The sequence below is a fragment of the Candidatus Nitrospira neomarina genome (assembly GCF_032051675.1).
In the GTDB taxonomy this organism is placed as follows: Bacteria; Nitrospirota; Nitrospiria; order Nitrospirales; family UBA8639; genus Nitrospira_E; species Nitrospira_E neomarina.
Genome location: NZ_CP116968.1, coordinates 1,139,515 through 1,155,396, shown reverse-complemented (window position 1 = coordinate 1,155,396; position 15,882 = coordinate 1,139,515). Strand labels below are relative to the sequence as shown.

Here is a 15,882-nt window from a genome sequence, read left to right as displayed (position 1 = left end):
TTCACTCCTGTGTTCGCTGCCGCCGAACCTCATCACTCGGTAGGGCTTCAATATCTGCAAGCAACCGCACTGTTTCTTCTTCACACGAGGCAGCCTGCTCACCAACAATTGCGAGTGCCAACTCTTCAAGCGTTGGTTGTTCGAAAATCAAACTTACGGGAATCTCGATCTGGAAAACGGTTCGAGCACGCGAAACCATTTGCGTGGCGAGTAAGGAATGCCCCCCCAAATCGAAAAAGTTATCCTGAATACCGATTCGACTGAGACCCAATAATTCTTCCCAAATCGCAGCAAGCGACCGTTCTACTGGGCTGCGCGGCTTAATGTAAGTCTTTTCAGTATCTTGGGTAACCTCGAGTCGGAGAAGGGCTCGACGGTCCAGCTTTCCGGTGGAGGTTAAAGGAAGCGAAAGAAGTTTGGTATAGGATGCAGGCACCATGTGCTCTGGCAGCCTTGCCCGAACAAAACTCCGCAACCCTACAGCCGTCACAGTAGCCCCTTCTCTCAGCACTACAAATGCTACCAAGCGCAACCCGTCTCCTTTACCTACAGTGGTGACGGCAGCCGCACGCACCGCGTCATGTTGCTCGACAACATTCTCGATTTCTCCCGGTTCTATTCGAAAGCCCCGAACTTTTATTTGATCATCATTGCGTCCAAGGAACTCAAGTAAACCATCGGAACGAAATCGTGCCAGATCACCGGTTCGGTAAAGTCGACCTTTCGAGAAGGGATTCGGCACAAAACGGTCTGCGGTCAGGTAGGGACGGTCCAGATAGCCCAACGCAACGCACACGCCTCCAAGATAAAGTTCACCAGGGCAATCCGGACCCGTAGGTCGAAAGGCTGTGTCGAGAACATAGCAAGCAACTCCTGGAATCGGACGGCCAATCGGAGGTAGAACTGGCCCTTGCACATCTACGCAATACTCGGTAACAACATGTGTTTCTGATGGACCGTATTGGTTATAAAGTTTAACGTGAGGACAACGATCGAGAAGTTCAACTATAGGGGGGCTAAGTACAAGTTGTTCTCCAGCAGCAATGATCTCCTGCAGAGTCTGGGGCAACATCTTACAATTGGCTGCAAGTTGCCGCAAGGCAACCGGAGGAAGAAACAGTCGCATGATTTTCTGTTCATGAATAATTCGAAGCAGTAATTCCGGATCGCGCCGAGAGGCCTTATTGGCAACAACCAAAGTACCGCCTGCACACAAAGTAGCGAATATTTCTTGGATGGACACATCGAAGCTTAGCGACGCAAATTGAAGAGTTCGAGCTCCGGGTGGAAGATTCGACCGATGATTTTGCCAAGATATCAAATTTGAAAGCGTGCCATACGTCATTACAACACCCTTTCGCTGCCCTAGAGAGCCAGAAGTGTAAATGACGTAAGCAATCATTTCATGAAGGATATCTGGCCAGGGCTGAGAATCAGAGGGCATCGAGGTCAGCAGATCAAGTTCTAATAATTTAACTCCGGCAAATTGCTTACAAGGAACGCTTTTACCCAAAAGGATCAGGGAAAGCTGTGATTCATCAATAATAGAACGTAAGAGCCCGGAAGGAAGATCTGGCTCAAGTGGCACATAAGTACAGCCAGCAAGTAAAATCGCGATGGTGGCAGCGACTGCGTCGGCGCTTCGCTCGGTACAAAGTCCAATCTTCGAACCAGGATCCACACTCTCTCTGATATAGAACGCGATTATCTGAACACGTCTCACTAGCTCTGAGTATGTAATAGGCACCTTGTCAATAACCGCAACAGAATGAGGCGTTAGACTAGCTTGCTCGAGCACCTCTTTTGCAACGGAAAATGGACCCACGGAATTCGGTCCACGACTTTGCGCAAGCCACTTCTCTTCTTCTTCTTTGGAAATAAGGGCAAGGGAATCGATCCGTTCATCAGGGTCGTCCATGGCTGCAGTAAGAAGCTGGGAGTAACGGTGCCCAAGCCTGATGATTGTTTCCTTATCGAATAACTCCACATTGAACTCGAAGCCGATAACAAGACGCTCCTGTTGATCAATAATGAATGCCGACAGATCGAATTTAGAGGTTCCACCAGGGGGGGAGGCGAAGCGCACATTATCCTCATTATTGGCATTTCCCGCCAATTGTTCTCTACTAGCCTCTTCATTTTGAAAAACAAACATAACCTGAAACACCGGATTGTTGGTGAGACTTCGTATAGGCTGAAGCTCTTCAACCAACTTCTCGAATGGTAAATCTTGATGGGCGTACCCGCTTAGCGTTACCTCTCGAACACGCTGCTGTAGCGAACGGAAGGTATCATTTGGTTCTACCCGAGCACGCAGAGCTAAGGTATTGGCAAAAAACCCTATTAACGGCTCAGTCTCGTGTTGAGTTCTGTTAGCAATAGGGCTCCCCACCACAATGTCTGCTTGACCGCTCCATCGTTTTAGAAGCGCGTAGAATCCCGTGAGTAAGGTCATGAACAGTGTGCTGCGTTCAGCTTGACTGAATGCTTCAAGACGAGGGCGAAGATTCTTTGGGATATGGAATCCGCAGGTCTCGCCGCGGGAGGCTTTATGCCGCGATCGAGGTCGATCAGTTGGAAGTTTCAAGAGCGGAGGTGCGTCTTCAAGCATAGTTCGCCAATATCGAAGAAGTTGTTCGAGTTTTTGCCCAGTCAATTCCCGCCGTTGCCAGACCACCCAATCACTGTACTGCAGCTCCAACGATACCAAGGGCGTGGGGAGTCCTTGTTCAAGGGCTTCATATATGGTTTCCAACTCCTTAAATAAGATTTGAAACGACCAGCCATCCGCAACAATATGATGTACGGTAAGCAACAGCACAGATTCGTCTCCAGCAATTTGCACGAGCTGTGCTCGCAGTAGTGGTCCAGAAGCCAGATCAAAGGGCGTGTTTGCTTCCTCATCTGACAATCGTCTAGTTTCAATCAGGGCTAGCAGTCTAGGCAGCTGATCAAGGTTTATGGTCTTCAGTGGTATTCGAAGCTGTGGCAAAATCCGTTGAATAGGACGCCCTTCACTATCTGGAAAAATAGTCCGTAGTGTTTCATGACGAGCTATAATCTCATTGATGACGTTTTCCAGTAGAATCGGATTCAGCCTTTTGTACCATCTTTTAACCACCGGAATATTGTATGTGCCCGTACTTGGCAAAAATTGCTCAAGAAACCACAATCGCTCCTGAGCAAAGGAGAGTGGTATATCACCTTTCTCGGACCGTCGCTGGAGAACAGAACCGGAACGTTTTTCCAGTCCCCTGACATATCTGGCAAGTTCAGCGACTGTAGGTGACTCGAATAGGACTCGAAGGGGAATTTCGACTGAAAATGTTTTACGCACACGAGAAATCACGCGGGTGGCGGATAACGAATGGCCACCAAGATCGAAAAAATTATCGTGTAATCCAATTCCCTCGACCTGCAGAACATCACCCCAAATTGCAGCGATCTGGCTCTCCACTTGAGGGTCGGTTTCCAGAATGTTGGACGTTTCGATTGTAGGGTTCTGGATGGTATTACCAGGGAGTTCAATCTCAAAAACCCCGTCCAGACTACACCTAGCCCTCTTGTGGATTACTAGACATCTGGCTCCTGAACGGCTTGTTAGGGGATGGGGGCGGAAACAAGCGGCAGTTTCCCTGGGCTGTTTCCAAATTTCACGTCCAACAGCGGGACCTCCAAGATAAAGTTCCCCTGGGAATCCGGATGGCGCTTGATGGCCACTGGAATCCAATACCCGCGCTGTAAATCCCGATCTCGGGCGACCGATTTGATGCCATTGACCACTGGCTTTGGACTCACCTTCAAAAAGCATGTGGGGAAATGCGGTTTCGCACAATCCATAATAACTCACGAACCGAACCGTATCGAATCCTATGGTATGCCAATAGCTGTAAGCCTCACGTAAGATATCGATTTGCTGGCCCTCTCCTGTAACAACTAAAACCTTAATAGGTGGAGACGAAGTCTCAAAGATTTCCGAAAGTCCGCACGCCAATTGCGGAAAAATTGTGGCAGGAACGCCAAGTACAGTTATTCTGCTATTTTGCAAGCCTTTGAGAAAGTCGTAAACATCCGACCCGCCGAGACGTAATATTGTTGCCCCAGAAAGAAGCGCTGCAAGAACGATATCCCACGATTCACTCCAACCGAATGGGCTGAATACCGCTACCCGATCCTCCTTCTCTAACCCGAGTTCTCGAGCAGTTCCGAGGCCAATTTCGAGCAGTCCTCTATGGTCCATGGCCAAACCCTTACTACCCCCAGTCCAAGGCGGATAAAATACGCAGGCAAGTGATAATGGATCACTCAGAACATCTAACGACTGACAATCGTTGGTCAGGAGTTCGTCGAAAAGCACTCCGTTGATAGAAAGTCCCTTGAGATTTGATATAAGACTCGGCTCACTAACAATGATCGAGGGAGAGGAATTGTTTATTATCTGGCTCATTCGATTGCGCGACAGTTGTGGGGGAAGTAATACCACCACTCCCCCTGCATGCCAAACACCAAGCATAGCTGCTAGCATCGTTGAGGAATCTTCCATGTGAAGTCCTACAGGAAGCTCAGGGCCAATAGCTCTGGTCCGAAGAGCTTCCCCGATACGTCTCGATTGACTGAGTAGTTCCTGATAGGTGCATGAGCAGTCACCAACCTTCACCGCCACGTTCTCTGGATTTTGCTGAGACTGCTTGGTAAAAAAAGTCAATGCCGATTCATTCAGTGAGACCACTGCGCATTCCCCGCTCCAATCCATATGCAACCTGGCTTCCTCTTTCTCTATCAACGGCAGTTCACTAATCCTGCAATCGGGAGCTGCACACGCAGTGGTTAACAAGGTTTCCCAAACTGTTCCCAGTCGAACTATTGTTTTTTCATCGAAAAGATCGGCAGCCCATACAATGAGCACGTCTAGGCAATTCTCGTAAGCAACAATATTGAAGGAGAGATCAAACTTTACAGACGTAACGATCGGCTTGTTTGCATCAGATGGTGAGGCATCAGGATCCGACGCAGATTGAACTACCAACATAACCTGGAAGATGGGATTCAGGGAGGGGCTGCGAGAGGGATGAAGCGCTTCAACTAATTTCTCAAATGGAAGGTCTTGATGAGCAAACGCCCTAAACGTGGTGTCTCGCGTACGACGCAGCAAATTACGGAAAGTATCATCCGACCGAATTTTTAAACGGAGAACCACCGTATTCAAAAATAGTCCGATAAGTGGCTCTAATTCAGCACGTGTGCGGCTGGACATTGGTGTGCCAATTGGGATATCTGATGAACCACTCCAGCGAAAAAGCAAAGCAGTCAACCCAGCCAGCAGCGTCATGAACAATGTTGTCCCTTCAGCATGTCCTAAGCTCAAAATTTCATCACGCAATCGCCTCGGAAGTCTAAACGAATAACTTCCCCCTTGTGTTGTCGGCACCTGTGGACGCTCGTGGTCGCCTGGAAGCTCCAGTACAGAAGGCGAGCCGTTCAGTTCCTCCATCCAGTACGCTAGTTCCTTATCAATTTTGGAATCTACGAGTGAATCACGTTGCCATCGAGCCCAATCTGCATATTGAAGCTCAAGTTCAGGAAGCGGCGAGGGTTGATCCATAAGGAAGGCAGCGTACAAAGTGTTGACCTCACGAAGCAGGATGTCGAAAGACCATGCGTCGACCGCGATATGATGCACCGCAAGTAGTAATCGATCACTAGTAAAAAAGTGGAGGATGGTTGCGCGAAGAATTGGACCGCTAGCAAGATTGAAAGGAAGACCTGCCTGAACTCGAGTTTGCCGCCGAACTTCAATTTCCACTTTGTTCGCTGGTACAAGAGAAAGATCAACTACCGGAACCTCAATTCGAAACTCAGGCAACACCCGTTGGACCACCCCTCCATCCACCGTGGGGAAAATTGTGCGTAAGATTTCATGGCGGCGCAAAACTTCATCCAGCGATTTCCTAAGAACACGAACGTCGATCAAACCTCCCATATTAACCACAGAAACAAGGTTATACGAGGTGTCCCCGGGCCGGAGTTGATCCAAGAACCACAAGCGCTCCTGCGCAAAGGAAGGAGGGTGGTCTCGAGGCCTGCTAACTTTTTTTTGAAGGAGGTAAGCAAGTTGTTGGCGTCTTTCATCGGCAGAAGGGCTCATGTCTATTTCTCCTCAGAGTCGGTAACAGGACTAACAATCTCACGTATAAACTCGAGGACGGCCTGATTGCCCTGTAAGAAGAAGTGTCCTCCCCTAAATGTGCGCATGAAGAAATTTTGGCAAGTCTGGCGTTTCCAACCCTCGAGCACTGAGACGGACACATAGGGATTGGCCTCGCCAATGATGGCGTATAAGTCAAGGGCAAGCGGCGGCTCAGGTATATACTTATAAGATTCGAACGCTTCGAAGTCCGCTCGAAGAGTTGGCAATATCAATGAGAATAGTTCGTCATCCTCTACTATCTCAGGAGGAATACCCCCAACATCTAGTAAGTGCTTCCTGAATGTTTCAGTTGGAGCATTGTGAAACTTGGGTGAAGTCCGAGGGAGATCCGGACAAGGATAAGAGGAAACAATCAGATTAGCGGGCAAAAACGCGTTCGAACGGCGAAGCTGACGCGCAATCTCGAAAGCGAGGATCGCCCCCATGCAATCGCCAAACAGTACCATGGGGAGATCATCGAAATTTCTCAGCGCCCCTGCCACTGCGCATGCGATTGAAGGGACCGTGCGCAACGCCGGCTCTGTAAAGCGTTGGAGACGCCCTGGAAGCTGGACTGCGCAAACCTGAATTTCGTTTTCTAGCGGTTTGACCCAGTGGGCAAAGTCAGCTGAATTTCCACCCGCTCGTGGGAGGCAGACTAATCTGGCTCGGGTACCTTTGGTGGGGAAGATTTGTAGCCACGAATTCAAGTGCTAACCTATTTCAAGAGTATTATGCCACACTAAACTGTTCTTTTATAAAACCACCTATACTCTCGATAGCCCGGCATCCTTCTTGAAGTAATGGAAAATACCAGTGCCACACGTGAAACATCCCCGACCATTCTTCCAAAGTCACCTTCACACCGTCATTCTCCGCGCGACGTGCCAACCCCCTAGCATCATCAAGCAAAATCTCCTCCGTGCCAACGTGGATCAATAGAGGAGGCAGCCCACGAAGATCACCAAACATCGGCGAAGCAGCAGGATCACGCGAGTCCATTCCACCCAAATACGATGAAGCCATTCGAGCTAAATCACGGGAACGTAGGGTAGGATCCCGCTCGGCATAGGTGATATATGTTTGGGCAGTACCTGTAAGATCTACCCAGGGAGAGATACAGACTCCCCCTGCAGGCATTTCTAGTCCAGCATCTTTCAACGCCAGCATTGCAGAGACAATCAGACCACCTCCAGCAGAATCACCAGCAAAAACAATCTGATCTGAGCGAACTCCCGAAGCTAGAAGCCACTGGAAGACAGAAACCACATCCTCAATTGCCCCAGGGCAGGCGTGTTCGGGTGCAAGACGATAATCCGGCACAATGACAGACGCCAAAGCTTCTCTCCCGATAGCTGCTGCAAGATGCCGATGCGAACGTGGAGAGCCAAGGTTGTAGCCCCCCCCGTGTGCATAAAGCACTACGTGATTATTTGAGGAATCGATTGGTCCAGGTATCCATTCTGTCGAGACTCCATTCGCTACGACATCTTCCACAAGTTGAGGGGATTCATCAGAAAATGCCGATTCAGCACTATCATAAATTAGGCGCCGTTCTTCAATGGAACTCATTTCCTGCTCACGCTGGAGCGCGAGAAGCTCAAGAACAAGGCCTAAGTCAGAGGAAGGCATGTCAAAATCGGGCTTCCGATACGGATTGGACCGGTAAAATAGGCTGGGGGACTACTTCCTCTTTTGGGGAAAACTTCTCCCAAAACCCCACGTCACGCCAGTGACTAAACTTATATCCGACACCGCGAAGGTGTCCCACCTGTTGGAAACCAAATGCCTCATGAAGCCTAACGCTATTCGGATTAGGAAGACTAATCACTGCAAGTAGTGTTCGGTATCCCTGTGCTTCCAGAAGGCCTATTAATCTCGAATAAAGTGCTCTACCAATCCCTTGGCCCTCACGACCCATCTCCACGTAAATCGTAACCTCGGTGCACCAATCATAAGCATTTCGTGATTTCCACGGGGCTGCATATGCAACCCCCTTAACTATTCCATCAATTGACGAAACAAGCCAGGGATAATAGTAATGAGTATTTTCCCAATCACGTTCCCATTCTTCTGTGGTCTGAGAATTTGTGCGAAAGTTGATTGCCGTCTTCTCAATGTATGAATTAACGATTGAGCAGATAGCATTCATATCCTCTTTGCGAGCGAAACGTACAAACAATCCCCAATCATTTCGGGTTTCTTCCAGGTTTAATACTCTTTCATTAAGCAAATGGATTATTTCCCTAGAGAGCGCCTTGACAGTGGGCTGTTCAAAGAGAGCTTGAAGAGGTAAGGGAACACCAAATTCCTTTCGCAATTGAGAAACAACCTTCAGAGCTAAAATCGAGTTTCCCCCTAGATCAAAGAAGTTATCCTCTAAGCCAATCTCCTTAGTTCGCAAAATCGATTTCCAAAGTTCGCTTATCCAATCAAAGACGTTATCTGGAAGAGGATTGCGCTCGCCAAGTGAAACTTCCTCATGCTTGGCTGAGGGTAAGGGCAACGCCCGACGGTCCAATTTTCCATTCGCTGTTCGCGGAAATTCCGGGAGAATCCTTATGATCCCTGGGATCATCGCCATTGGAAGCCTCGGAGACATCTTACGCCGAATTTCGGTTTCATCGAGATTGTCTTCTGTAGTCACAAAGGCGATTAGCTCTGTTCCTTGGCCTTCGACGGTATGACTAATTACAGCAGCTTCAACAACTCCAGGAATTTCACTCAGGACGACCTCAACTTCAGCTAGCTCCACACGATGTCCACGTATTTTGACCATTTCATCAAGACGACCAATATGCACTAGCTCATGATCTTTATTAAGATATCCTCGATCGGCGGTTCGAAATCGACGGACTCCTACGACGCCAGAAACAGTTTCTGTGGCGTCGATCAGTTGCCCCTTGTCCAAATAGAAGGGTCGGACATGTTTGCTACTCACCACTATCTCTCCTACCTCTCCAAGTGGTAAGGGTGTACCATTACTAAATATATCAATGTCTACCCCAGGCACCGGTCCCCCTATCGAGACGATGCCCTTCGGAACCAACGTTTCCGGATCTATCATATTTAATCTCGTTAAACCCGTCTCGGTTGAATTCAAACCCACCGCAACGAAGGTACCAGGGAACAATTTCCTTGCGATGGACACGTCACGTGAATGGACGGTTTCACCTCCAATATACAGTAGCCGCAGTGGATGAATCCGTCCCGGAGGCACAACTTCGGCCAACTGACGAATGAACGACGGGAATACATAGCACACGTTGACCCTCATTTGTTCCAACCAATCGAAGGTCTCAAAAATTCCGTCATGGTGAAATGATCGGGGGAAAAGTGATGCGCCATTCAGAATAGCTATATAGGGATTGGATATTGCTCCAGGGAACCCATCTCCACTTATCAGGGTAACCCGGTCCTCCTGACTGATGGCGAGTCTACCATGCCGAAACACATTGTGGACCATGCAACTGTGGATCTGTGCAACGCCCTTCGGAACGCCACTGGATCCAGATGTGAAAAGAACATAAGCCACCGAATCAGGAGCGACCATAATCCCCGGTCGGGCAGTTGATGACCCTTTTCCATTGAAAGATGAAAGATACAGTCGTTGGAGACCTATACCAGCTTGGTTCAATGCTCGTTGACCCTCCGAATCGCAAATGATAATTCCGGCGCAGGTTGCTTGAATCATGAGCCGTATCCGGTTAGAAGGAAATAATGGATTGACAGGGACGAAAAACTTGTTGGCCTTCATTACACCAAGCGACGCACTTATCATAGTAGCTGCATCGCTCGTCAGAATTGGAACAGGCTCGGACTGGGCTCCACGCATGGCAAGAAGCTGGTTGGCAATTTTATTGGCCTGCGACTCCAGCTCTTCATAACAAATTTCCAATCTTCCCTGGAGAACTGCATTACGAGAGGAACATTCGTCTACCCTACTCTCGAACACACTCACCACGGATTTACCTATATCGGTCTTCTCAACGCCCATAAGGCCTAACCTCCGAGCAAAGCATTGCGACGAGATCCGAATGACTCAAATGGACTGGATTGTTTAAGAGACGCTGTAAATCCACGAGATTAGCAATCTGATCGATATCAGAGTTCCCAATCCCAAACTCGGCCAAATTGGACCGGACACCAAGCCTGCGCATAATTCCAGAAACAGTAGTACCGCCCAAAAGTTTTTCAACATCTGGAAACCTATTAATCATTCGCAGGGAGTCAATTGTCAGTGCAACCGCGTGGCCATGTGGAATTCCAAATCGCGTGGTTAGGGAATAAGAAAGTGCGTGGGCAGCAGTCGTCTTGGAAATGTCGATGGCACGACCAGATAAATGTGCCGCCCTGAGCATATAGGCTTGAGAATCCTTTCTGCCTTCAACTGCCGGGACGATATGTTCAAGCGCAAGTCTGACTGAATGTTCCGCATATTTCTTCGATTCCTCCGTGGCCTGTTTGCTCCAGAGAGACTCAATCGATTGACATAAGGCATCAAGACCTGCACATATTGCAGGATATCGAGGGACGCTTTGCAGTAGCTGGTGATCGAGAATGAACCAGTTTGGTCGAAGACCTTCCACAGACGTTTTGACGCCATTGATGAATAATGTGGCAAAGCTCGTCACTTCACTACCCGTACCTGCTGTTGTAGGAATGGCGAGGAGCGGTTTCCTAGACTGGTTGATTAATTTTGCTAGATCAATTACGCTCCCGCCACCGACTGCTGCTACATAGTCAAAGTCTTCCACCTGGAATGCTTTCCGCCCCTTTTCGACATCAGACAAAGTCGGGTTCGATCCCGAGCTAGTAAAATGGACATAGTCTGACTCGTTGAAAAAACGGTCTGCGCCTGATGCTTTATACGAGTGCCGCCCGGTTACTAGAAAAAGACGTCCTTCCGGTAGGTTAGGAGATCCCATCAAAATATCACTCTTCATCATACCAACACCCCATTTCTCCAATCACACGCTGTATCAACTGTGGTCCGATCATTGATGCCTCAATCGCTGAATCCCCCACCATTCGACCGCCTGTGCGGAGGAGAAGAACACGAGGAGCCTCTATCGAAGACTCAAGCCTTGCGAACCAGTGTGGGACATGGGGTTTCATAATGAACGAATCCTCAGGTTCAAGCACAGCCCTGTGCTGTTTACACCCTTCAAGCCATACGAGAGTAACAGCAACACTGCTATAGTTGTAACCATATTGGTATAAATTTGTAGCAATGGAATTTTTAGGGACTTCGTTCCCAAGGATTTCCAGAACCATCGCCTTCATGTGCGGTGTGATGCAGGACCCTGCAAGTTCCGTAAAGCGATAACAGGGCTTCGATCCCATTGGAAAATCCCAGGAACGTGCACTCTTTCCCCTTACCAGCATAATTCCGTGAGAAACGTCCAACACTGGGACTAAAAGCTCCCGCATTGGAATTCGCATTGCTTCAGCAAGTGCCTGAAGATCGGTTAGACTTAGAGACTCCAAGTCATGAATTGCCCGCTCTATTGACTGACATGAGACTCCGCTTTCAGCAGCCAAGAAATCTACAGAATACGCTCCATTCGCAATATGAAGCGCAAGTAATGCACCCTGGGTGCGCGCCTGCGTTGCAATCTTCTTCGCCACTCTGGCTCCCAAGGCAGCAAGCTCCTGTCGCGAATCGCCACCAAGTAAACCGCTGAACGTGAGAGCGAGAATATGTCCCAGCGCATTAGGATTGCGCGATGTGAACGTGTGCTTCACAAATGGTAAGCCGAAAACAGAATCTCCTGTGGTCATCGCAACGCAATACTTTCGGCCATTCCATTCATAATAGTAATTACAGTCACCAACAAAGAATGTTAACTGATAAAGGAAGTGCCCGTGGTTCCAAATTACTAAAGGATTCTCAGGATTTGTGTCGTCTACTACACGCAGAAGTTTGATAAATTCAGGTCGCAGAGGTGCCAAACGGGTCATCGCCGTATCTCTATACTCGTAATAGGGATGCCCTCCTCGTGATAATACACGGCTCGAATTCCTGGACTCAGCACAGCTCATAATATTAACACCCTGAGGCAAGTCGTCGTGAATCGGCGCAAAGTCCCGCTCGTTTACAGGCCATATTTGCACAGCCTTTTGAAGAAGATCAGGAGGAATTGGCTTCTTACCTGTGACAATTTTCTCTAACAACCGCATGTCGATGCCAAGATCCTCTGCCCCCGTTTGTCCCCCGCGCTTTAGATCGTTGAGCATCCAACGGAATGTAGCGCCTGCACGTTGAAGAAACTCCGGGTCTTCACTCAGAAGTCGATTTTGTGTCACAAATAAACCGTTCTTTGTATTGTTGCCAATTGGGGTAACCGAGAACATTGAATAGCTCTTCAAACGTCATCATCATACCGGTCCGTTTCCAAAATCCCTGAGTTGTACCGGTATTCTTGAGTTCATTCATTAGTTCACGCACGATTACGGCTGCACCCATCCAGCCAGTAAGTGGATAAATCACGATGTTGTATCCTAATTGATCAAGCTCTTCTACGGTTAGCCAAGGAGTTTTCCCACCTTCAACCATGTTGGCCAGCAGGGGTCCAGGAACTTGTTTTCTGATTTCCATCATCTCTTGAGGGCTATGCGGCGATTCGATGAATATGCAATCTGCTCCAGCCTCCAGGTAAACTTTCGCGCGACGGATCGCTTCATCAAGGCCGTGTTGATTTCTAGCGTCGGTACGCGCGATCAGGAGAAAATCTGGATCCTTTCGTGCCTCTGCAGCAGCTTGAATTTTCTGGGCCATTTCCTCCGCTGAGATGAGCTCTTTCCCGTCGAGATGACCACAGCGTTTGGGGGTCACTTGGTCTTCAATATGTACTCCCACAATACCTGCGTGCTCAAACTCTCGTATGGTGCGAATGACATTCAGAGCATTTCCATATCCCGTGTCCGCATCAGCAATCACTGGTACATCTACCGCCTGTGTAATGTTTTTTGCATGGATTGACATTTCGGCCACAGTCGCCAATCCTATATCGGGAGCACCTAACAAACTTGCAGAACTTCCCGATCCCGTCATATGTATCGCCTCAAAACCCACGCTTTGAATTACTCTTGCGGAAAGTCCGTCATAGGCACTAGGTACTACCGCAATCCTTTTATCTAAAAGTAGTTCTTTCATGCGCGTAGTCTTTTTCATAAAATTCCTCCATCAATTTTGGTCAAGTTTCTTTTCATTTTTTCAATGTCTCCCAAAGCCGGAGCAACCGATTATACTTCGCGACACGATCCCCACGTCGCGGTCCGCCAATCTTGACAAAGGCTGCTCCAAGTGCGACAGCTAGATCACAGATAAAGCAGTCCTCCGTTTCGCCAGAACGGTGTGACACACAGAGGTCAAGCCCTAATGCCCTGGCTTTTTTGGCAGCTAGTAACGCTCCGCTCAGAGTTCCATTTTGATTGACCTTCAGAACAATTCCATCAGCCAATTCTGGATCAATCCTAGTGCCATCTGTGACAAATAAATCATCCCCGAAAATCTTTACAAAGGATGGTTTATCGCGGATGAGTTGCCGCCATTGCAAAATATCCTCTGGGTCGAATGGATCCTCGAAATAGACAATGGGATAGTTCGCAAAACACTGAAGGTGCAAATCTAATAATGCTTCCGGGGAAACAAGCTCATCCTTTAGTCGATAACCATTAGCTTCTCGAAGATGTTCGCCCGCGACGTCAAGCCCGATAAAGGTTATCGGGGAGTTGCCTATTTCTTGTTCAACGATTTTAACCAGTACATCCAGTAATTGATTCGTCAATGCTCCCTCTACAATCAAGCCACTAGATGCGGAAAGACCTGTAGAAACGAAATTTTCAACAACTTCGCGCTCTACAGAATTGAAAACCCTAAGCACCGCCTCGATACAAGTCTTTAGATCTGTATCATCTGGCACGAACATTATCTGTTGAAAGGGTAGCCCACCACTGCGATCGTGTATACCGCCGCTGTAAACATTGGCAAGAAGCCGTGGCATTGCTGGCCGCGAACCAGAAACCCTTGCAATATGGTCAACTATGGTGAGACCATTTGCCTCGGCTGTCGCGCGACAGAAAGCGATTGAGAGAGCCATTTTGACATTGGCACCTAATAGTTGGAAAATTTCGAGTGACTCCAAATACGTGTCAAATACCTGCTGATTGAAAAACTCCCTCCCCTCTATCACCCTTCGCAAATTCGCAAACTCAGGAATGTCGTCAAGATCCCCAAGTTCTGAGATTCGGAGATGGATTTTTTCCATTCTGCCGGGCTTTATTGCAATAGGTGCAGAGGCGACCCCTGAACTTCCACAGACGAAATCCAATTCTGCCTCCACTGTTGGAACTCCACGAGACTCAAGAATCCCACGGAAGCGGAGTTGACGGACACACAAATCTTTCATGAATTCCCCAAAATTCTCTGTAGATAGTCCAAAAGATCGGACGCTATTTTCACAGGCAGAGCACCGTTTCTGGCTTGATTTTCGCAATAACGGTCACTTGCATCTTTTGGAATAGACCTAGCCGAAATTAGAACTGGTACAGGATCAGCCGAATGTATTCCAAGATCGCAAGGGGTTGCATGGTCCGCTGTAAGAATAATGACATCGTCTGTCCCAGAACCTTCCACTAGCGGCCCGGTAAATAGCTGGTCGATTCGTTCGAGGGCTCGTGTTTTTTCGATTGGACGACCATCATGTCCAGGCTCATCTGGCCCTTTCAGGTGTACGACAATGACATCCGAAGGGTCAGAAAGTAGAGAGTTGACTAGATCTCGGAAATAATATTCGTCTCCACAGTTCTGCTCCTGACGGGCATCACGCCAAGCACCGCCAAGGAGTTTGCAAAGACCCCGCTCTGCTGGAACTTGACCGTATATAGCTAATGACCATCCAAAACGCGCGTGGAAAGAAGCTAGGTCCGGAGCTTCACCACCTGCATCACGAAAAAGCAGAATGTTTGCCGAGAGTGCACCCCTAGCCAAGCGGGCCGCATTGACTTCGTGCTTTCGCAGAATTTTTGAACTTTCTTCAGTGAATCGATTGACGAGTCCAGCGGTAAAGGCGGCGGCGGGGGTTTCGTCCAGTGGCCTACATGGCAGTGGGATAGATCGAAACGTTTTGTTTGGTATACCGAAGGGGCCTACCTTTTTAAAGCCAGGATCAGTATTCGAAACATTTGCACTGAGCGGACGATCGGAGGTCTTCAGGCACACAACACCTCTGTGCCTCCCGAACCCCTCGATAGCTGAGTGGACGCCAAGGCTAGCGTTAAGAACGGAGTTATCGCGTACTGAAGCAACTAAAGCTTGCAGTTCCTCATCTAATAAATCTCTTGCAGTACGGCGGTCCAAGCACCTTTGGTTTTCGTCGTAGCTGGCAAAATTGACGCGGAAACCAACAGCATTTTCACCGGGGTTCATGAATTCTAACCCAATTGCTTCGAGGGAACCTCGGCCTGTGTAATATAATTTTGGGTCGTAGCCAAGCAATGCCATAATTCCAGAATCAGACTCGGGACATATGTCGCCGTCGATTACGGTGACCATTCCTTGCACTCCCCGCTCTGCAAGGACATCTGCATGCGGTGTGTAAGCTGCTGCGAGTGGAGTCATTCCCCCTAATTCAGCAATAGATCGGTCCCCAGCACCACACATCACGACCATGTATATCTTTTGTTGCATT

9 protein-coding genes are annotated in these 15,882 nt (G+C 48.6%); all 9 read right to left on the bottom strand.

Annotation, left to right across the window (positions count from 1 at the left end):
- Position 1: 1 nt before the first annotated feature.
- The 9 genes from PQG83_RS05170 to PQG83_RS05130 are packed head-to-tail and all read right to left on the bottom strand — an operon-like array spanning position 2 to position 15,881.
- Positions 2 to 6,145: a non-ribosomal peptide synthetase gene (locus PQG83_RS05170; protein WP_312747529.1), complete on the bottom strand. Its 6,144-nt coding sequence runs from the start codon at positions 6,143 to 6,145 to the stop codon at positions 2 to 4.
- Between the two features lie 2 nt (positions 6,146 to 6,147).
- Positions 6,148 to 6,897, bottom strand: coding sequence for a thioesterase II family protein (locus PQG83_RS05165; RefSeq protein ID WP_312747527.1), 750 nt, complete (start codon positions 6,895 to 6,897; stop codon positions 6,148 to 6,150).
- 22 nt (positions 6,898 to 6,919) lie between these two features.
- Entirely contained in the window at positions 6,920 to 7,819 is a 900-nt protein-coding gene (locus PQG83_RS05160; RefSeq protein ID WP_312747525.1) for an alpha/beta hydrolase, read from the bottom strand.
- Between the two features lies 1 nt (position 7,820).
- The gene (locus PQG83_RS05155) at positions 7,821 to 10,184 is read right to left on the bottom strand and encodes a GNAT family N-acetyltransferase (RefSeq protein WP_312747523.1); all 2,364 of its coding nucleotides are present in this window, start codon (positions 10,182 to 10,184) and stop codon (positions 7,821 to 7,823) included.
- On the bottom strand, positions 10,174 to 11,136 hold the full coding sequence (locus PQG83_RS05150; RefSeq protein ID WP_312747522.1) for a phosphonoacetaldehyde reductase: 963 nt from the start codon (positions 11,134 to 11,136) through the stop codon (positions 10,174 to 10,176). The genes PQG83_RS05155 and PQG83_RS05150 overlap by 11 nt, the downstream gene beginning before the upstream one ends.
- Entirely contained in the window at positions 11,123 to 12,544 is a 1,422-nt protein-coding gene (locus PQG83_RS05145; protein ID WP_312747520.1) for a cupin domain-containing protein, read from the bottom strand. Before PQG83_RS05145 ends, PQG83_RS05150 begins: the two co-directional genes overlap by 14 nt.
- Entirely contained in the window at positions 12,471 to 13,364 is an 894-nt protein-coding gene (locus tag PQG83_RS05140; RefSeq protein WP_312747518.1) for an isocitrate lyase/PEP mutase family protein, read from the bottom strand. The genes PQG83_RS05145 and PQG83_RS05140 overlap by 74 nt, the downstream gene beginning before the upstream one ends.
- A 34-nt stretch (positions 13,365 to 13,398) precedes the next feature.
- Positions 13,399 to 14,601 (bottom strand): enolase-like domain-containing protein, encoded by a 1,203-nt coding sequence (locus tag PQG83_RS05135; RefSeq protein WP_312747516.1) that lies wholly within the window; start codon positions 14,599 to 14,601, stop codon positions 13,399 to 13,401.
- Entirely contained in the window at positions 14,598 to 15,881 is a 1,284-nt protein-coding gene (locus tag PQG83_RS05130; protein WP_312747515.1) for a CMP-5'-phosphonoformate--3-phosphoglycerate phosphonoformyl transferase, read from the bottom strand. Before PQG83_RS05130 ends, PQG83_RS05135 begins: the two co-directional genes overlap by 4 nt.
- Position 15,882 lies beyond the last annotated feature (1 nt).